The organism is Rhizobium sp. BIGb0125, from assembly GCF_024810055.1.
In the GTDB taxonomy this organism is placed as follows: domain Bacteria; phylum Pseudomonadota; class Alphaproteobacteria; order Rhizobiales; family Rhizobiaceae; genus Agrobacterium.
This window is the reverse complement of the sequence record NZ_JANUDV010000004.1, coordinates 525,899-545,194: the sequence shown is the minus strand read 5'-3', so window position 1 is coordinate 545,194 and position 19,296 is coordinate 525,899. Positions and strand designations below refer to the sequence as shown.

The 19,296-nt window shown below is 56.8% G+C and carries 19 protein-coding genes; 9 read left to right on the top strand and 10 right to left on the bottom strand.

What is annotated here, in order from left to right; translation table 11 throughout:
* Positions 1 to 18: 18 nt before the first annotated feature.
* The 9 genes from M2418_RS14135 to M2418_RS14095 are packed head-to-tail and all read right to left on the bottom strand — an operon-like array spanning position 19 to position 9,841.
* Positions 19 to 852 (bottom strand): alpha/beta hydrolase, encoded by an 834-nt coding sequence (locus M2418_RS14135; RefSeq protein WP_259147284.1) that lies wholly within the window; start codon positions 850 to 852, stop codon positions 19 to 21.
* Between the two features lie 13 nt (positions 853 to 865).
* The gene (locus M2418_RS14130; RefSeq protein WP_259147282.1) at positions 866 to 1,759 is read right to left on the bottom strand and encodes an N-formylglutamate amidohydrolase; all 894 of its coding nucleotides are present in this window, start codon (positions 1,757 to 1,759) and stop codon (positions 866 to 868) included.
* Positions 1,756 to 2,454 (bottom strand): RraA family protein, encoded by a 699-nt coding sequence (locus M2418_RS14125; protein WP_259147280.1) that lies wholly within the window; start codon positions 2,452 to 2,454, stop codon positions 1,756 to 1,758. The genes M2418_RS14130 and M2418_RS14125 overlap by 4 nt, the downstream gene beginning before the upstream one ends.
* Positions 2,447 to 3,301 (bottom strand): creatininase family protein, encoded by an 855-nt coding sequence (locus M2418_RS14120; protein ID WP_259147278.1) that lies wholly within the window; start codon positions 3,299 to 3,301, stop codon positions 2,447 to 2,449. Before M2418_RS14120 ends, M2418_RS14125 begins: the two co-directional genes overlap by 8 nt.
* The gene (locus M2418_RS14115; RefSeq protein WP_259147276.1) at positions 3,294 to 4,850 is read right to left on the bottom strand and encodes a serine hydrolase; all 1,557 of its coding nucleotides are present in this window, start codon (positions 4,848 to 4,850) and stop codon (positions 3,294 to 3,296) included. The genes M2418_RS14120 and M2418_RS14115 overlap by 8 nt, the downstream gene beginning before the upstream one ends.
* Complete coding sequence (locus M2418_RS14110) at positions 4,847 to 6,511, bottom strand: ABC transporter ATP-binding protein (protein ID WP_259147274.1); 1,665 nt, start codon at positions 6,509 to 6,511, stop codon at positions 4,847 to 4,849. The genes M2418_RS14115 and M2418_RS14110 overlap by 4 nt, the downstream gene beginning before the upstream one ends.
* A gap of 3 nt (positions 6,512 to 6,514) precedes the next feature.
* Complete coding sequence (locus tag M2418_RS14105; RefSeq protein WP_259147272.1) at positions 6,515 to 7,330, bottom strand: ABC transporter permease; 816 nt, start codon at positions 7,328 to 7,330, stop codon at positions 6,515 to 6,517.
* Entirely contained in the window at positions 7,327 to 8,271 is a 945-nt protein-coding gene (locus M2418_RS14100; protein WP_192488967.1) for an ABC transporter permease, read from the bottom strand. Before M2418_RS14100 ends, M2418_RS14105 begins: the two co-directional genes overlap by 4 nt.
* Before the next feature lie 22 nt (positions 8,272 to 8,293).
* Positions 8,294 to 9,841, bottom strand: a complete 1,548-nt coding sequence (locus M2418_RS14095) for an ABC transporter substrate-binding protein (RefSeq protein ID WP_259147270.1) — start codon at positions 9,839 to 9,841, stop codon at positions 8,294 to 8,296.
* A 140-nt stretch (positions 9,842 to 9,981) separates the two neighbouring features.
* On the opposite strand from M2418_RS14095, the gene M2418_RS14090 reads away from it, so the two are divergent.
* From M2418_RS14090 to M2418_RS14070, 5 genes are all read left to right on the top strand, one after another.
* On the top strand, positions 9,982 to 10,443 hold the full coding sequence (locus M2418_RS14090) for an Lrp/AsnC family transcriptional regulator (RefSeq protein ID WP_259147412.1): 462 nt from the start codon (positions 9,982 to 9,984) through the stop codon (positions 10,441 to 10,443).
* A 126-nt stretch (positions 10,444 to 10,569) separates the two neighbouring features.
* On the top strand, positions 10,570 to 12,078 hold the full coding sequence (locus M2418_RS14085) for an NAD-dependent succinate-semialdehyde dehydrogenase (protein ID WP_246787934.1): 1,509 nt from the start codon (positions 10,570 to 10,572) through the stop codon (positions 12,076 to 12,078).
* Positions 12,075 to 13,448: an aspartate aminotransferase family protein gene (locus tag M2418_RS14080; RefSeq protein WP_192488970.1), complete on the top strand. Its 1,374-nt coding sequence runs from the start codon at positions 12,075 to 12,077 to the stop codon at positions 13,446 to 13,448. The genes M2418_RS14085 and M2418_RS14080 overlap by 4 nt, the downstream gene beginning before the upstream one ends.
* A 41-nt stretch (positions 13,449 to 13,489) precedes the next feature.
* On the top strand, positions 13,490 to 14,242 hold the full coding sequence (locus M2418_RS14075; RefSeq protein ID WP_192488971.1) for an aldolase/citrate lyase family protein: 753 nt from the start codon (positions 13,490 to 13,492) through the stop codon (positions 14,240 to 14,242).
* A 16-nt stretch (positions 14,243 to 14,258) separates the two neighbouring features.
* On the top strand, positions 14,259 to 15,089 hold the full coding sequence (locus M2418_RS14070) for a carbon-nitrogen hydrolase family protein (RefSeq protein ID WP_259147266.1): 831 nt from the start codon (positions 14,259 to 14,261) through the stop codon (positions 15,087 to 15,089).
* Between the two features lie 79 nt (positions 15,090 to 15,168).
* On the opposite strand, the gene M2418_RS14065 is transcribed toward M2418_RS14070, so the two are convergent.
* Positions 15,169 to 16,092 carry a LysR family transcriptional regulator gene (locus M2418_RS14065; protein ID WP_259147263.1) on the bottom strand — a complete coding sequence of 308 codons (924 nt, stop codon included), beginning with the start codon at positions 16,090 to 16,092 and terminating at the stop codon, positions 15,169 to 15,171.
* A 143-nt stretch (positions 16,093 to 16,235) separates the two neighbouring features.
* On the opposite strand from M2418_RS14065, the gene M2418_RS14060 reads away from it, so the two are divergent.
* Genes M2418_RS14060 through M2418_RS14045 form a run of 4 tightly spaced genes read left to right on the top strand, consistent with a single transcriptional unit; the run spans position 16,236 to position 19,271 of the window.
* Positions 16,236 to 16,658, top strand: coding sequence for a cupin domain-containing protein (locus M2418_RS14060; protein ID WP_192488974.1), 423 nt, complete (start codon positions 16,236 to 16,238; stop codon positions 16,656 to 16,658).
* 3 nt (positions 16,659 to 16,661) lie between these two features.
* On the top strand, positions 16,662 to 17,447 hold the full coding sequence (locus M2418_RS14055) for a cysteine hydrolase family protein (RefSeq protein WP_192488975.1): 786 nt from the start codon (positions 16,662 to 16,664) through the stop codon (positions 17,445 to 17,447).
* The gene (gene hpxZ, locus M2418_RS14050) at positions 17,444 to 17,863 is read left to right on the top strand and encodes an oxalurate catabolism protein HpxZ (protein ID WP_210323932.1); all 420 of its coding nucleotides are present in this window, start codon (positions 17,444 to 17,446) and stop codon (positions 17,861 to 17,863) included. The genes M2418_RS14055 and hpxZ overlap by 4 nt, the downstream gene beginning before the upstream one ends.
* 16 nt (positions 17,864 to 17,879) lie before the next feature.
* Positions 17,880 to 19,271 carry an FAD-binding oxidoreductase gene (locus M2418_RS14045; protein WP_259147259.1) on the top strand — a complete coding sequence of 464 codons (1,392 nt, stop codon included), beginning with the start codon at positions 17,880 to 17,882 and terminating at the stop codon, positions 19,269 to 19,271.
* Positions 19,272 to 19,296 lie beyond the last annotated feature (25 nt).

The window sequence follows — 19,296 nt, the reverse complement described above, 5'->3', positions numbered from 1 at the left end:
GGCCAAACCGATATTTCCTCAGCCTTCGAGAACTGCCGAGAAGAATGCCTTGACGGGCGGCTGAATGCCGGTGCCATCATGGCTGATGCCAGCAACCGTATCGAAACGCGGTTCGACACCAACCGCCTTCAGACCCTTTTCCAAGGTGCGCAAGCGCTCAACGCGGGTTTCACCGCTATCATTGATGCCCTCCATCCAGAAGGGTGATTTTGGCCCGACGGTGACATCCCAGGTTTCGATATCCGCGTCACCGATCACCAGCTGCACGGCCACCTGACGCATTGCATCGATATCAATGGGCTGGCCAAATATCTCTTCCATGCCGTTTAAACCGACCCACCACTTGGCACGATCATCGGGAAGCGTGACGGTACCGGGTGCACCCACCGAAACGGCCCGAAGCCTGCGCGGGTGAAGGTAGAGAAAACGATGGGCAAATTGCGCGCCGCCGGAAAATCCGTGCATTAGCACCTTGTCTTTTTCGACACGGTAACGTGTCGCCAGTTCATCGATCATATCCAGCAGAACAAGATCATAACGAATGCCGTGATAGATCATGTGTTTGTAATTATGCAGATCATCAGGATCATCGATGCCAGCCGGGAAAAGCGGGGCCAGCAAAACGCATTGATGTTGTTCGGCAAAATCGATGAATTCGTCCCGCAGGATATCAGCATCCCGCAGGCTGCCATGAACGAGAACGGCAAGCGGATGCACGGTTTCACCGGTCGGGTCATAGCCTTCTGGAATATAGCAGCACCACGAAAAGCGCTGATCCATACGCGACGCAAAGATCGGTGTGCGGCCACGGCGATAGAAATTAAGTGGCGCAGCGTGTTGCGGGACAGACATGAGACAATTTCCCTCACAGTTTTTTCGGTGGTTGCTGGCTGGCGTAATCGGCCAGCACGCGGTTCATACGGGCAAGAATGCCCTTTAATGCCTCGTAACCGTCGTTACGTTCGCGCGTTGTCTCATCCATGTAGAGCTTGCGGTTGATCTCGAACTGCACACTGTGACGTTCAAGTGCGGGGTTTGAATAGGCCGCGACCAGTTCCGCGCCACGAAAAGGTTTATTGAGCGCAACGACCAACCCCTCCGCTTCAAGAGTCTCGGTGATCAACGCTATAAATTCACTGGAGGCCGACCCGCCATGCAGATCGCCAAGGCAGATATCTGCCCGCACCGTTCCCGCAGGATCAGACGAAATCGCATGACCAACGGCGGTCATGGAATGGCAGTTGATGTGATAAACGCGGCCAAACCGGCTGTAGACCGCATTCAGCAGGCCAGCCAGATGCTCATGATAGGGCTGCCAGTAGGTCGCGATCCGCCCCTCAGCTTCCACCACACTTATGGGTGCCGCATACATTGGCTCATCGCCCCAGGCGTAACGCCACATCAAGCCCATGCCACGTTTTGCGGTTGCGCTTTCACGCACGGGATGAGGCCAATCGCCGTCCACTAACTGGGCGTCCATGTCGAGCAAGGACCGGTTCACATCGAGAAAACTGCGGGGAAAATGCGCACTCAGCAACGGTGCACCGACATCACATGCCGACAAAAACAGATCATCGACATGGGTGTCTGCGGCCACTCTCACACGCTCTGCGGAAACAGCAGGGTTGAACCCCTTGGGCATGTCTAGACCGCTATGGGGGCTGTCAAACACCATAGGGACCAAAGGCGTGCGAGGTGCAATCACCGAAAGCACGCCATCCAGCGTCACATCTTTCAACTGGCCATAGAGCGGGGTCATTTCTGTGTTCCTTCCATTGCGCCCGGGTTGAGGCGCGCATTCACCTTGTCTACCGCGCGGGTGATGTCACCGAGCTTTTCGCCATCAAGCAGCCGCTGCATGGTACGGGCGACACGTGTTTCACGGGCAATGCAGATCTCAGCTATGTCTGCGGCCTCATCTGCTGGCAGCACCACCACGCCGGAAGCATCCGCCAATACGATATCGCCCGGCAAAACCGGCACACCACCACAAGCGATCGGACGATTGAATGTGCCGCCGAGATCAAGCTGGCGTGTTGTCACAGACGAAACACCGCGGCACCATACAGGTAGTCCTTCGGCGATGATTTCCGCCACATCGGTGCACGGGCCGTCAATGATCACACCCGCAACGCCCGCCATACGCGCAGCCCGTGCCACCGCACCGCCCAGGCAGGCATGGCGACTGTCGCCCAGCCTGTCAATTACCAGCATGTCGCCGGGGCGCACCTGGCTCAGCGCATAATGCAAAAGGGTCGAGCACATGGCCGGAATGGCGAGCGTGACGGCGACACCGGCACGGGCCTGTTGTTGCGGCAGGATCGCCTGAATGGAACCGCTCATGAAACCGGTATGACGCAGATGCCCGACACTGGCCGTTTCAATTTGCTGCAACGCGTCGACAATCTCCTGCGCAGGCGTAAGCGGCATTGCACCGATGCGTAATTCAGTCATGGCGTTCTCCTTGCAGGCCTGCGGCAGATGCCTCAAACGGCTGTACAGCATTTCGTGGATCGAAACCGGCCAGATGACGCATCAGCCGTGCGGTATGGCCGACAATATGGTCACAGATCACCTGGCCTTTTTCAGCACTTGCCAATGAGGCCCGACCACCGAGCATGCCGGCCGGATCAACCTCAGTGCAATCCAGTGGTATCTGGACCGGTATTCCTTCGAAACGAGTGGCCGAGACACCACCGACAGGCAGACCAAACACACTGCCACGCGGCGCGGGATCGCGCATTGCTTCGGTTCGAACCAGTTCGGGAAAAAGGTGCATATAAACCGAGGTCATCGGCTCACCGCCGTGGCCACGCACACGTGCAGCATCATCGCCGTAAAGCGACTTCCACAGGCTATCCGGCAGGCTCTGCCAGATATTCAGTGCTGGTATCAGCACGCCTTTCTCACGGCGCAACTTGCGGCAAACCTGATCGATCAGCGGCGCATTGGTTGTATGGCCGTTGAAAATCAGCAGCTGTTCATGGCCGTGATCAAGGAAGGAGGTCAGGATATCCTCGAGCACTGCAGTGAACGTCGCGGCACGTAACTGAATTCCACCGGCAATGGCGCGGAAAAATTCAGCATGGCCAAATGGTAGTACAGGTGCTGTCAGTCCGTCGCCCGCCCGGGCGCTCATTTCCGCCAGCCTTTCAGTCAGCATGAAATCCCCCATCGGCGCATGCGGGCCCTGCTCTTCTTGCGACGCAAGCGGAATGAGAATGACTGCGGGACGTTTCATACGCTGCGCAAATGTCTCATGTGTCATGCGGGAAATCGCAACCTGTTGATCGTCAACCATGCTGTTGCTCCCTTGCATGCTGCTCCAGCAATCGCCCCTTGATGTCAGGCAATTCGAGCTCGGATGAGTTGACATTCACCCGCCGCGAAAGTGTCATCGAATTGTCTGCAAAACGTAAGCGGACAGTATCGCGGAACGCCGTTTCAACGAATATCCAGTCCATTTCCAGCACCGCGCCGGCACCATCATTTTCAAGAAGACGGGCGGACGCCAAGACCCTCAACCCGCCAGCAGGCTGGTAGGAATGGTGCAGCCTTGCGCCGGGTATTGTGGTGACGGTTTCAACGTAAAAACCGCATCCTGCCCGCACGAGATGTTCACCTTCGGCGTCGCGAAGAATGACACTCAGTTCGTTATTGTCGGGCGCAAGAGCGATGCTTTTGATACCTTGATCGTTGGGCTCGACCATCCATATGCCGCATGGCACTTTGTCTGACGAAAACCGGTTTTCAGCAAAATTTTCAAGCCGCAATCCAGCCAGACGCGCTTCCAGTTTCTCGGCGCTCTCAGGGGTGCCACCGCCTTTCCCGAGTGCTGGACGCAGCACGTCGTAGATAAGCTGATGGACACGGCGATCACTGTCTTCCAACCCGCCGGTAAACGCCACGACGGCATTTTCATCCGGCAGCACGATACAATATTGGCCAAAAAGGCCATTGGCGGAAAAGCTATTATGTGGCCCACGCCACCATTGATAACCGTAGCCTTCACGCCGGCTAACCTTTTGACCGTCACCAACTTCGTCCGGGCCGAGATAATGGTCACCGGTAAACACACCGAGGACCACGTCGCGGATTTGCATGCCGGTTGCCGCTTGAACCCATGGGCGCGGCAGAAGCTGTCGGCCCTGCCATTCGCCACTCTGCAAATGTAATATACCGAGTTTCAGCATGTCCTCACTGGTGCAGCTGAGACCATTACCGCCGGTGTTGACGCCGTCAGTGCCCGTATCCCATGTCATGTTGGCGGACATGCCCATCGGCCGGAATATCCGCTCTGAGAGGTAATCCGCGATCATGCGTCCTGTGACCTGCTGTGCGATGGCAGACAGCATGTAGCTTGCGGCACTGTCGTAGACGAACACGTCTCCAGGATTGTGGGGGCTGGGCTGGCGCAGGAAATCGTCCACCCAGCTTGAAAGCACTCGCCGCCAAGAGCCACCGGAAATGCCGCGCCCATGACCGCTGGTCATCGTCAGCAGATGCCGTACCTTCATGGCCCTTAGGTTATCGTCGACCGGTCCAGCATAGTCAGGGAAAAATTGCAGAACCGCATCATCGACCGACAGCAGACCATCCGCGACCGCCAGACCAACAGCCATGGAAGTAAAACTTTTGGTCACGGAATGCATCATATGCGGGCGGACAAGTGAGTAAGGTGCCCAGTAAGCGCTGGTGATCAGTGCACCATCCTGCCAGACAAGAAGGCTATGCAACTCGAGATCGTGACGTTTGATCTCATCCAGCATGGTAAGGATTATCGCCGGATCCGTGCCACGCGCAGCAGGTGTTGCCCGTGGCAGATCCGTGGTTATTGCTGTCATTTTCATTGCAATGCGTCCGCCTGCTGTTTTTCCGCTTCAGCGAAACGCCAATTCAACGAAACGCCGGTTTGGGTGCGGGTCAGGGTTGGAATGGCGGACAGCAAGGCCCGCGTATATTCCGACCGCGGAGCATCAAAAATGTCGTCGCGGTTGCCTTGCTCGACGATTGCGCCATCACGCATCACCACCACCCGGTCTGCGAGCTGTTCGACTACACCGAGGTCATGGCTGATAAACAGGCACGAAAAGCCATATCGTTTTTGCAGATCAGCCAGCAGTTCCAGCACTTTGGCACGCACGGTAACGTCAAGCGCCGACACCGCCTCATCAGCGATCACGAACTGCGGTCGCCCGACAATGGCACGCGCAATTGCCACGCGCTGACGCTGGCCACCGGAAAGCTCGTGCGGGAACCGGTCAAGATACCGTCCGTCCAACCCCACCTCTTCCAGAATGGCACGAGTTCGGTGCAGCTTTTCTTCCCGCGTCGACGTGGTGTCGTGACGCAAGGCTTCCGCCACGATATCGCGTATTTTCATGCGCGGATCGAGTGAACCGAACGGGTCCTGAAAGATCATCTGGCAATTGAGACGGTAGTTACGCCATGCCGGTGAATCCGGCTTTACCTCTTCACCGTCAAAGAAAATACGGCCGGCGGATGCAGGAACCAGCCCGGCAATACAACGACCAAGCGTGGTCTTGCCGGAACCGGAGGCGCCGACCAGCGCCACGATTTCACCCGGCCGCACGACAAGGTCGACGCCATGCAAAGCTTTCTTGGTCGTCTGCGGTGCCAGAAACCCTGCCCGGGCGCTGTATGTCACCTCGATGCCCCGCACTTCCATGACCGGTTTCGATTGCGGATCGATGTCTCTCAGCGGTCCACGCATCGGCATGCATTGCAGCAACTCGCGTGTGTAATCGTGGCGCGGGTTAGAGATGATGTCGGTTACCGGACCCTGCTCGACAATCTCGCCTTGTCGCATCACGATCACACGGTCGCAATAACGCGCCACCATGGGCAAGTCATGGCTGATCATCAACAGTGCCGTGTTTTCACTGCGCACCATCTCCAACATCAGTTCCAGCACTTCGCGCTGCACCAGCGCATCAAGCGCCGTAGTCGGCTCGTCGGCTATCAGCAGGGATGGTCGCAGCAGCATGGCAGATGCCAGCATCATGCGTTGGCGCATGCCGCCGGAAAAATGGTGCGGAAAGGCCAACAAGGCACCTTCTGGATCATGAATGCCAACCCGCCGCAAAATCTCGAGAATTTTGGCGCGCCGCGCCGCAGCATCCAGCCGCGTATGCAGTTTCAGTGGCTCTTCCAGTTGCTTGCCGATGGTCATCGACGGATTGAGTGAGGTCATCGGCTCCTGAAACACCATGCCCAGCCGGGAGCCGCGCAATGCGCGGATGTCCTTACCTTTCATTGATGTTACCGAGCGACCTTCGAAACGGATATCTCCACCGGAAATGGCGATAGCTGGTGGTTGGAGACTCATGAGGCTGCGTGCCACCATGGTTTTTCCCGAACCGCTTTCGCCGACAATACCGACGATTTCACCCGCACCAACGCTGAACGAAACATCGCGGACGATGCGGTGATCATCGATTCCATTCACGGAAAGGCTAAGATTTTCGACCTGAATAAGAGGCTGTTTCATTGCTTACAATCCTCGCATGCGGGGGTCGAAACGGTCGCGGATCGCATCACCGAACAGATTTATGCCAAGCAGCGACAGCGAAATGCAGAGACCAGGGAAGATGCCGAGCCATACAGCTTCTGCGATATGGGGACGGCCACTGGCCAGCATGTTGCCCCAGGTCGGCGCTGGCGGCGGCACACCAAGACCAAGGAAGCTGAGTGCACTCTCAGTCAGCAGGACCGATCCGAACATGGAGGTTGCCAGCACGATCACCGGACCAAGGCAGTTCGGCACGATGTGGCGGAACATGGTATAGGCGGCCGAATTGCCCATGATGCGGGACGCTTCGATAAACTCCCGCTCACGCAGGGACAGCACCGAACCGCGCACAACGCGAACCATGGACGGCGTATAGGCAATGCCGAGCGCCAGGATGATACCGTACATATTGGCGCCGGTAATCGATAGCAGCGCCAGCGCCAGCAACATGCTGGGAAACGCCAGCAGCGCATCGTTGAATGCCATGATGACGCGGTCCGTCCAGCCACGGGCATACCCCGCCAGAACACCAAACGACACGCCGGCCAGAACTGCAATGCACACCGTCACAAGGCTGATCGAGACACTGGTACCTGCTGCGGTCATCAGTCGGGACAGCACGTCACGACCGAATTCGTCTGTTCCAAACCAGTGGGCAGCATCCGGCGCCTGCAACTTGGAGCGCAGATCGATGCGCATCGGATCGAAAGGTGTCCAGATGCGTCCGGCAAGTGCGGCCCCAAAAAAACAGACGAGAAGGGCGCCGCCGAGGATACGGTTTCGTTGATGGCGTTTCATTCTGCAGTCACTCTCGGATCGAACAGGGGATAGAGCAGGTCAACCAGCAAATTGACGAGCAGGTAGGTGACAGCCACAAACAGCAGGCATCCCTGCACCACAGCGTAATCACGAGCGTAGATGGAATCGACAATCAGTCGGCCGAGCCCCGGAATGGTGAACACGGTTTCCACCACCGCAACACCGCCAAGAAGGTTGCCGAGAATAAGACCGATAAGCGTCCAGGTCGGGCCGAAGGCATTGCGTGCCGCATGGCGCAGAAGCACCGCCGCCTCACCCAACCCCTTGGCGCGGGCATGGGTAATGTAATCCAGCCGCAGGACATCAAGCGTCGAGGCACGGGCCATACGAACGATAATGCCTACTTCATGGAGCACCAGCGTTGCGACTGGCATGATCAGGTAGATCAATCCGGCAATCGGGTCGTCAGTGACCGATACATAACCCAGCACCGGTAACCAGCCGAGTTTGAGGCCGAAGCCGAGCAGGATCATCAATCCCAACCAGAAGGTCGGGACTGAAAGCAGCAAAGTGGACATGGCAACAATAGCAAGATCAAGTCCGCCATTCTGTTTCCATGCCGCTGCCATGCCGAGTGGCACGGCAATGAGTACGGAAAGACCAACTGCAATCAGCACCATCCACGCACTGGTCGAAAAACGCTGCAACACAAGATCAAGCACCGGCTGGCCATTCAGCACAGAGTGGCCGAGGTCACCTTGCACGACATTGCCGAGCCAGATGACAAATTGCAGCGGCACGGGTTTATCCAGTCCCATCGTCTTGCGGGCGGCGGCCAGCGCATCCGCATCGGCGAGATCGCCGAGCATCAGACTGGCCGGGTCGCCGGGTATCAGGCGGATGAGGCCAAACACCGCCACCGAAACGATGAACAGGGTGGGGACTGCCGACAATAATCGGCTCAGGGCAAATTTCAGCATGGTCAGTATCCGCCAGTCATTCTCACTGGGTTTTCTCAACACCCCAGAAGCGGGCAAAGCCCTGCCAGGTGCGATATCCCTTTACCTTCGGGCCGGACACGCCGACATCGAGGCCGTTGGCCAGCATCACCAGCGGTGCCTGCTCCAGAAAACGGGCATGCAGGTCATCAAAGATTGCCTGACGTTTTGCCTGATCGGTTTCCTGCAGCGCCTGATTGACGAGTTTGCTGACATCAGCATCATCCCAGACAGCATTGGCTTTTTTGGCTTTCGAACCGACAACGGTCTGATAGGCGAGCGCCGGATCGGTGCGGTTGGAATAATTGAATGCCATGATCTGGTATTTGCCGCTGTTGAAGCGGTCGAGTTGGCTTGCCCATTCAAGAACTTCGATTTCCGCATTGATACCGGCAGACTGCAACATGGCCTGCGCAATGATTGCGGTATCGTAGTTGATGGCCGAACGACGGTTGGTGAGAATATTGATCTTCTCGCCCTTGTAGCCTGCCTTGTCGAGCAAGGCTTTCACCGCAGTTGGGTCATAGGTGTACCCCTTGTCCTGTGCCGCCGTATGATAAAGCGAGCCGGATGCAACGAGCGAATTGTTGGGGACACCCAGCCCGTAGGTTACGGAATCAACGATCTGCGGCGTATCCAGCGCGGCAATGACAGCTTGACGCATTTCAACCTTCGACATCAATGGATCAGCCGTCTGGAACAGCATGGTCACGAGGCCACCGTGAGGAGCCGCAACGATATTGAAGTCTTTTTCGTCCTTCAACTTTGCGGCCTCGCCCGGCGGAAGGTAGGGCAGCACATCAAGAGCGCCACTTTTGAGACCGGCCACCGCCGTTGCGGTGTCTGGCACCACAACATACTTCACCTCATCCACAAGAACTTCCTTGCGTCCGCCGTAACCATCGGGCTGCTCTCCTGAAATGGAGTAGTCAGTGAACTTCTTCAGTGTCAGCCCCTGCCCGCGCTTCCATTCTCCGAATTCAAATGGGCCGGTGGCGATTGGCGCCTTCCATTTACCGTCATCTCCGAATGACGCACGGTGGACGATACCTGTAGAACCACACTGCGCCTGCGCCATATAGTTCAGGAACATCGCATCGGGACGATCGAGCGTTACGACAACCGTGTTGTCCTTCGCTTCGATTGTTTCCACCTTGGCGTCACGGCTGCCGTCAAAGAATGTCTTGCAACTGAATTCCGGATCACGAATGAGTTTTTCAAGGCTCCACTGCACATCGGCAGCGGTCATCGTCTCACCATTGTGAAATTTCACGCCGTCACGCAGCGTGAATGTATAGCTTTTGCCATCGTCGGATACCGTCCATGCCTTGGCCAGCATTGGGTGGATTTCGCCCTTATCACCCGCCGCAACCAGTCCTTCAACCACGTTGAGCATGACTGAATCCGTGCCAGCATCGCGGTTTATACCCGGTTGGGAGCTTCTGATATCAGCGGTAATCTGCACGTTCAGTGTGTTGGCTACAGCCAGTCCGGGGATAGCTAGGGCCACAGATGCAAATAGTGCACGCAAGGCCGGTTTCGACAGTGACATAAGTTCGCCCTCTTGTTTTATGTTGATGCAAAAAACATTTCATATGTAAAAATCATAGTCAAGCATGTTTCGATGTGCATTATGAAAACATGTTCGAACCACCCCAGATTACGCCATTCCGCAACTGTAGCGGCGGCCGCATGGAGGAAAAACTGAAACTGGATGCAATAGACCTGCGCATTATCGAGGCCATGAAGCGCAATGGGCGCCTGACCAAACAGGCGCTGGCGGAGGCCGTTGGCCTGTCGGCCACCCCTGCCTGGGCGCGATTGAAACGGCTTGAGGCACAAGGCGTGATCACCGGTTATCACGCCCGCATATCGAGGGCGGAACAACCACTGCCCGTTCGGGTGCTGATGGAAGTAACACTGGCCAGCCATCGCCATGCGGATTTCAAACGCTTCGAGAGCGCTGTCAGTGACATAGCGGAAATTGTGTCCTGCTGGTCAGTGGGCGGTGGCGTCGATTATTTCCTGACCGTGGAAACCACTGATATCGACAGTTATCAACGCCTCGTTGACCGAATGCTGGCCATGGAAATAGGTATTCAGCGCTACTTTACCTATATCGTGACCCGGGCTGTGAAAGACCGGATGGACTAAATTCAATCCAGGATCAGACCGGACGGGCTGCGCAGCAGCTCTCTTTGGCCCGATCATGTCGCCGTGTTCTGCAATACTCGCTGTATTCAATAACAGCCAAGGACAGAACACATGAGCGAGGCCCGGATGAGCCGCCACGAAAGGCGGCATGCCGCACTCGACAGCCTGAATGATCCGGGCCTGCTGCGCGAGCTTTCCTACTCCGGCGGGCGCTGGATCGCCGGACCTGCCGATTTTGCAGTCAATGACCCGGCAAGCGGTCTGCCGGTGGCACGGGTCACTGCCGTCGGTGTGGACGACGTTCGCGAGACCGTCGCGGCAGCCGCGGCTGCATTTCCCGTCTGGCAGGCATTGTTGCCGGAACAGCGTGGCACCCTATTGCGTCGCTGGGCAGAGCTTATCCGCGAACACCGCGAGGATCTGGCGAGGATCATGGTGCTTGAACAGGGCAAGCCGTTCAATGAAGCACTAGGAGAACAGGATTACGCCGCCTCGTTCCCGGAATGGTATGCAGAAGAGGGCAAACGCCTCAACACGGAGAGCGTAACGTCGCATCTTCCTGGCGCGGAGATGATTGTCCGCAGGGAAGCGATTGGCGTTGCCGCATTGGTGACGCCGTGGAACTTTCCTTCCGCGATGCTGACACGTAAGGCAGCTGCCGCACTGGCAGCGGGCTGCACGGTCGTCGCCCATCCCTCTGGAGAAACACCGCTTTCTGCGTTGGCCTTGGTGGAACTCGCCGAGCGTGCCGGCATTCCCTCGGGTGTCTTGAATGTACTGACCGGCGATTCCAAAGAAATCGTCGGAGCACTGTGCGATGACAATCGTGTCGGCGCACTGAGTTTTACGGGATCAACCACCGTCGGAAAACTGATTGCCGCACGGTGTGTACCCTCGATGAAACGGTTGGTCATGGAACTGGGTGGCCATGCACCTCTGATTGTTTTTGAAGATGCAGACGTATCGCGTGCAGTCGACATCGCCATGGACGCAAAATTTGCGACCTCCGGCCAGGATTGCCTCGCGGCAAACCGCATCTTCGTGCATCGCTCGATCTACGAACAGTTTCTGACGCAATTCACCAAACGTATTGCCGCCCTTCGCGTAGGCAACGGACTGGATCAGGCAACGGAGATCGGTCCGCTGATGCATCAGCGGGCAATAGACAGCGTTGAAAACCAGGTGAAGGATGCAATGGCCTATGGTGCACGCTGCCTGACCGGCGGAAAACGTCACCCGGCCGGATCACTGTTTTACACCCCTACTTTGCTTGCCGACGTGCCGGATGACGCACTTATCATGCACCAGGAGACATTCGGCCCTGTGGCCGCAGTCAACGCATTCGACAGCGAAGAAGAGGTCATCAGACGCGCCAATAATACCGATTACGGCCTTGTCGCCTATGTGCTGACGGAAAACGGCGCGCGCCAGTGGCGCATGGGACGCGCACTGCAATTTGGCATGGTTGCCATCAACCGCATCAAAATCACCGGCGGCCCGGTGCCATTCGGCGGCTGGAAACAGTCCGGGGTGGGGCGTGAGGGCTCACGCCACGGCATCGAGGCATTCACTGAACTCAAATATCTGTGCATCGACACCCCCGCTGACCGCGGGATGGAAAGGAACTACGCATGAACGACCATCGCAACGATCTTAACGCTTGGGACCGCAATCACTTTTTCCACCCCTCGACGGCCATGGGCGCCCATGCACGCGGTGAAAGCCCCATTCGCACCATCGCCAGCGGCGAAGGCGTCTACATTACCGACACCAATGGTCGCCGCAGCCTTGACGCCTTCGGCGGTCTCTACTGCGTGAATGTCGGTTACGGCCGCCAGAAAATCGCCGACGCCATTGCCGAACAGGCGCGGTCACTGGCTTACTATCACGCCTATGTCGGTCATGGCACCGAAGCGTCAGTAACACTGGCGCGGATGATCATTGAACGGGCACCGCGCAATATGAGCCGCGTCTATTTCGGCCTTTCCGGGTCCGATGCCAACGAGACCAACATCAAGTTGATCTGGTATTACAACAACGTACTCGGTCGTCCGGAAAAGAAGAAGATCATTTCGCGTTGGCGCGGTTACCACGGTTCTGGCATCATGACCGGCAGCCTGACTGGCCTTGAAGCGTTCCAGAAGGCTTTCGACCTGCCTCGCGCGCCGATCCTGCATACCGAAGCACCCTATTTCTTCCGCCGCGAAGACCGCAGCATGGATGAGGCCCAGTTTTCGGCACACTGCGCAAACAAGCTGGAAGAGCTTATTCTAGCCGAAGGCCCGGATACGATTGCCGCATTCGTGGGAGAGCCAATTCTCGGCACCGGCGGCATCGTGCCACCGCCACAGGGTTACTGGCAGGCCATTCAGGCCGTTTTGCGCAAATACGATATCTTGTTGGTTGCCGATGAAGTCATCACCGGCTTTGGGCGATTGGGCAGCATGTTCGGCTCAGATCATTACGGCATGGAACCGGACCTGATCACCATCGCAAAGGGACTGACCTCTGCCTATGCACCGCTTTCCGGCAGTATCGTCAGCGAAAAAATGTGGAATGTTCTGGTTCAGGGTTCTGATCAGCTCGGGCCGATCGGCCATGGCTGGACCTACTCTGCCCACCCTATCTGCGCCGCAGCCGGTGTCGCCAATCTAGAGCTGATCGACGAATTGGGTCTGCTAGAGAACGCACGCGTTACCGGCGCATGGTTCCGCGATGCACTGGCACAGGCCGTTGGCGGCCACGCCAATGTCGGTGATGTGCGTGGTGACGGCCTGATGGCCGCCGTGGAACTGGTGGAAGATCGCGATGATCGCCGTTTCTTTGATCCATCAAAGAAAGTGGGCGCCTCCATCGTGGCGGCCATGCTGGAGCGAGGCATCATTGCGCGCGCCATGCCGCAGGGCGACATCATCGGCTTTGCGCCGCCGCTGTGCCTGACACGTGAAGAGGCAGAAGAGATTGTTTCGGTCACCGCCGACGCCGTCAGACAGGTGCTGGGATAAATGCGCCAGCCAATCCATTTCCAGATCAGGGATACCGTCGCATGACAAAAAATTCCGGACATAAATCAGCCGTCTGGCTCTCCGGGCCGAACATCGCAGCTGCAGAAATTGCTGCCTCCATCGGCTACACCGCCGTCGTGCTCGATATCGAGCACGGCAGTTTTGACCTCGACACACTTGAACGGTTCATTCCGGTTCTCAAGGGTTTGGGGCTGGAGGTCCTGGCCAAGGTATTGGCGCCTGAGCGTGGTCCCATCCAGCAGGCGCTGGATTTCGGCGCAGATGCCGTGGTCATTCCCCACATTCTTGATGCTGCCCATGCAGAGAAAACATGTGCCTTTGCAAAGTTCCCGCCGCATGGCGAGCGCAGCTTTGCCGGAGGTCGAACCGTGGCCTATGGCAGTCCCGATGACCAATGGTTCATCGATCAGGATCGCAAGACCAGGTGTTACCCAATGATCGAACACGCCAGCGCATTGAGAGATATCGAACACATCCTGTCACTCGACACAGTGGACGGCGTTTTTATTGGTCCGAGCGATCTCTCCCTGCGGCGCGGCCGCGGATCCTACAAACGCAGCGAGGCCGATTTTGCCGATCTGAAAGCGATTGCCGATGCAGCTAAGGCCGCTGGCAAACACTGGCTGCTACCAGCCTGGAGTGTCTCCGAAAAGCAATTCGCCCTAGAAAATAATGCCCACACACTTGTGTTGACCATGGAGCATGGTGCCATCGCACTTGGTTTTCGTGACGCCTGGAACACCACCGCGCAACTTCTCTCGCCAGCGCACTGACAAAGGAAATAGCGACATGAAAATCTCACTGATCCAGATGAATTCGCAAAACGACAAGGCGGCGAACCTGCAAACTGCGGCGAAGCTTATTGAGACCGCCATCCGCGATGAAAAACCTCAACTCGTCGTCTTGCCGGAATATTTTGCATTTTTGGATGATGACAGAAACGCCATGCACGCCAGTGCTGAAATATTTCCCGGTGGCGAGACTTGGTCCTTTCTCTCAGAAACCGCAGCGCGACATGGCGTAACCTTGCATGCGGGATCGATCGTCGAAAAGGAAGGAGAGGACTTCTACAATACGTCACTGGTGTTCGGACCGGACGGACAACAGATAGCACGATACCGCAAGATCCATCTTTTTGATGTCGAAACGCCTGAAGGCATTGTCTACCGCGAGTCTGACTCCATCCGTCGCGGTGAGGATGTCGTCACCTACAAGGTCGGAGATATCACCGTTGGCTGCGGTATTTGCTACGATATCCGTTTTCCCGAGCTGTTTCAGCGGTTGCGTGACCTTGGCTCCGAAATCATTGTCCTGCCTGCCGCATTTACACTCTCGACCGGCAAGGACCACTGGGAAATCCTGGCACGGGCGCGCGCCATTGAAACGCAGACATATTTTGTGGCTGTCGGGCAAACCGGCACTCATGCTGGCGGCAGGAAGGCATGTTACGGCCACTCGATGGTGGTCAATCCTTGGGGTCACATGATTGCGCAGAGCCCGGATTTGGTAACCGCCATTACGGCGCGGATTGACCTACCATACATCAAGTCCGTCCGGCAAAACCTGCCCGTTGCCAACCATTGCGTGATGCGTTCAAGACCGGGCGCGGCCCGAGCCTAAGGCTGTTTTCGCGACGATTAAACAAATGGCGTTCCGCTCTCGCGGGCGGAGTGTCATTTTTGATATGGGCAATAAATCACTAAGTCGACGTTAGGTCCGGCACACTTGAAACCTGCTGGATCACCTGCCGCAGGTTCTCGACAAACAGGCTGGCAAGAGCACTTGGTGTTCTTTCACTTCCAATCAGCATCAGTTGCTGCGTGTGATGCGCCAATTCATGGATCGGAATATAGACCAGCCTGCCCTGCCTTAGCTCATATTCAATGTCGAACGGCGTCAGGAAAGTAATTCCCTCATCCGACAGGGCCGTGTGCCGCATGACCTCAATCGAGTTAGTCTCTACCGCAAACTGCGGCTCCAGCTTCATTTTGCTAAACAGCCTATCGAGATGCGGCCGGATAGCCATGGTCATATCCGCAACAATCAGTCGGTAACCGATGCAATCACTGATCCGAATGCTGGACCGCGACGCCAGCGGATGATCCGGCGCCATGACGGCGCCCAGACGGCCGATTGCCACATCAAGAACGCGGATATTGGGTCTGGATGGAAAGTCGAATCCGATACCGATATGTGCCTCACCATTTTCCACGCTGTCCATGATGTCATCACCAGTCGGCAGCAGCCGAAGCTGGAGTTTGACGCGCGGATTACGCTTCTGGAAATGCGCAACAGCACGCGGCACCAGGTTGGCGGCAAGGCCGCTCATAACCGCGACCGTAATTTCACCCCGTCTTAAGCCTTTCAGCTCCTCGATCTGCGACTGGACGCGCTCCATGTCCTTCAACGTCGCACGGATATGTCTAATGAGAATTTCACCCGCCGCCGTCAGCAACAGCTTGCGGGTCGTGCGCTGAAAAATCGGCGTTCCGAGCTCCTCTTCGAACGCAAGAATCTGCCGGCTGACCGCGGACGGCGCGACATTGAGCTTTTCGGCGGCCTTACGGATCGAGCCTGAACGGGCCACTTCATCGAAATAGCTGAGCAATCTGGCGTGCAGCATAACGTCAAATCCATGTTGCCCAAAAGGCAACGCAAACAACACAATTAAGCGCTTTTAATTCATTTTATCCTTGCTAACAATGTCCATGCGCCTGAAAAAACGCCACGCCTACAAACTAGGCAAATACTCCATAGGAAGCGAATATGAAAACCTTTTCTTTTGAAAATGCGACAAGTGCCGAGGCGTTCCAGATCTCGCCGACGGATACCAACTACTTCGCCATCCTGTTCGACCCGAAATCAGCACCAACCGACAACATCTTCGTCGTCGAAATCTTCAACGTCGGCGGCGCAACGCCTCCCAACAGCCACTCAGATGCGCATGAATTTTTCTACGTGCTGCACGGTGAAGGCACCGCCGCAAGCGACGGCGACGAAATGCCGATCAAGAAAGGTGATGCATTGTTGCTCAACCCCGGCAGCGTCCACATTGTCAAAAACACGGGCACATCAAAGCTTTACACACTGACCGTGATGACGCCGAACCAGGATTTTTCCGAACTTATCCGCAGCGGCCAGCGCATCAGCCTCGACGAAGAAGACCTTCGCGTTCTGCAGGGGCTTTGATCAATGGACACTATGGCAAGCCAGCCGCACCTCAATCCCCTCGGCCCATCAGCCCGCAATGAATGGCGGGTTTCAGCTGACACGGTCAACATGATCCGTGTACCGGTCAGCGCACGTCCAGTCTCGGTACAGGACCGTAACCGCACCATCACATTCGACGCGGCCCGCACGGCGGTCATCGTCATCGATATGCAGAACGACTTCTGCCATCCCGACGGCTGGCTTGCCCATATTGGCGTAGACGTTACCCCTGCACGCGCGCCGATTGAGCCGTTAAAAGCGCTTTTACCAGTGCTGCGCAAATCCGACGTCCCCGTGATCTGGGTGAACTGGGGCAACAGGGCGGACCGCGCCAACCTTTCGCCCGGCGTGCTGCATGTCTACAATTCGGACGGCGTCAGCATCGGCATCGGCGACAAGTTGCCATCACGCAACGCGGAGGTTCTTCAGGTCGGAAGCTGGGCTGCACAGGTCGTTGATGAACTGGCTATCGAGCCGGATGATATCTGTGTCGACAAATACAGCATGTCCGGTTTTCATGACACAGTTCTGGAAAGCATCCTGCGCAATCTCGGCGTTACAACCTTGCTGTTTGCTGGCGTGAATGCGGACCAATGTGTTCTGTGCACACTACAGGACGGAAACTTCCGGGGTTTCGACTGCATCATGCTGGAAGATTGTTCGGCCACGACATCACCGACCTTCTGCATGGATGCTACCCTCTACAATGTGCGCCAGTGCTTCGGTTTTGTCTGCGGTTCCAACGAAATTCGGGAGCAGCTGGCATGACGACGAACACCACTCCGTCAAGCGCAGCCGTATTGCCGGTCAATTTGCCCGACGTCATCGCCGAAGTCACCATTTTGTGTGACGCCTATGAGGTGGCATTGATGGCGAATGATCTGGACACGCTTGACGCGCTTTTCTGGTCTGCCAGCGAAACGCTACGCTACGGCATTGCCGAAAATCTCTACGGCATAGAAGAAATCCGCGCCTACCGTGTCGGGCGTACTGGCGGCTCGCCGCAACGGGACGTCCTTCGCCGCGTCATCACGACCCACGGAACCGATGTCGCGACCTGTAATCTCGAATTTATCAGGCCAGCAACCGGCACCCGAGGGCGCCAGAGCCAGACCTGGATACGTACCGTCGACGGCTGGAAAATTGCCGCCGCTCACGTCTCACTTATCAACGCCGACCGTTAAGCCGCAGGAGGCCGGAATGTCTGATATTCATGCCTTCATTTCAGATCTTGGCGGTATTCCCGCAACAACAGATCCACGCACCATCCGGACAAAAAGCCGCGATCATTATTCGCTGAGCCCGCTCTTGCAAAAGACACTGGCGGGATTGCAGGCGGAACTGGTGGTGTCGCCCCGCACAAAGGATGAGGTTCTGACGGTTGCCAAAGTCGCCCACAAGCACCGCATATCACTGACACCACGTGGTGCGGGAACCGCAAATTATGGTCAGAGTGTTCCGCTGCGTGGCGGTGCCATGCTGGACCTTTCCGGGCTGAGCGGTATCGTATCCATTCTTGATGGTGCCGTACGCGCTCTTGCGGGAACGAAGATCGAGGATATCGAGGCCGCAGTTCAGGAAACGGGACAGGAACTGCGTTTCTTCCCGACCACCAGACGACAGGCAACGATTGGCGGCTTCATCGCAGGCGGCACGGGCGGTGTGGGTTCTATCACCTGGGGCGTCCTGCGTGACCGGGGCAACATCATCGCACTGGAAGCCTGTTCCGTAGAAGCGGAGCCGCAACTGGTGGAACTACGCGGCAAGGAGACCCGTCTTCTGCAGCATGGCTACGGCACCAACGGCATCATTACCGAAGTCGAATTTGCGCTGGCACCGGCCCGCAAATGGGTTGAGATCCTGGTCGGTTTCAACGACTACCCGACAGCCATACGTCACGCACTGGCAATCGGTTACGAGACCGGGCTAGTCAAAAAACTGGCCTCGGCTTACGAGTGGCCAATCGGTCAGTGGCTTACCCCTTTCGCACCCTTTGTGCCGCAAGGACAGTCCGTGGTCATGGCAATGATCGATGCCTCCTCGATGGAGCTTTACCGCGAGATGGTCAGCGAGGCCGGCGGCACGATCCTGACCGAGGCACCTGAAGCCAAAGGACCCTACGGCAGGCCAATGCATGAATTTGCCTTTGGTCACACAACGCTTCAAGTCCAGAAAACCGTGCCGACGGTCACAGAGGTTGAGGGATTTTTCCGCTCAAGCGACCTCAAGGGTCAGGTTTTGCGGGTTTATGAGCGCATCCGTCACACCGGCCCCCTGCGGCTGGAGGTTCGCCGCTGGGAAGGCGATCTCGTTTGCTCCGGCTCAACCTTCATCACGTTCGAAAAGGAAGAAGAGGTCGACGATGTCGTGCGGATGATGCGCGAAGAGGGAATTCGCGTCGCCAATCCCCATGCCTCAAACGTGCGTGGCGTCGGGAAAAAGGAAATCGGCCCGGCCGACATCGCCTTCAAGAAACGCATGGATCCCGAAGGCCTGCTCAATCCGGGCCGTTTCGAGATTGATGAAACCAAGGATGCCGTCATCGATAAATTTTTGAAAACCGATGGCTGGCTGGAAGCCAAAACCGCCTGATCGCATACCCCAAAACAACAATAAG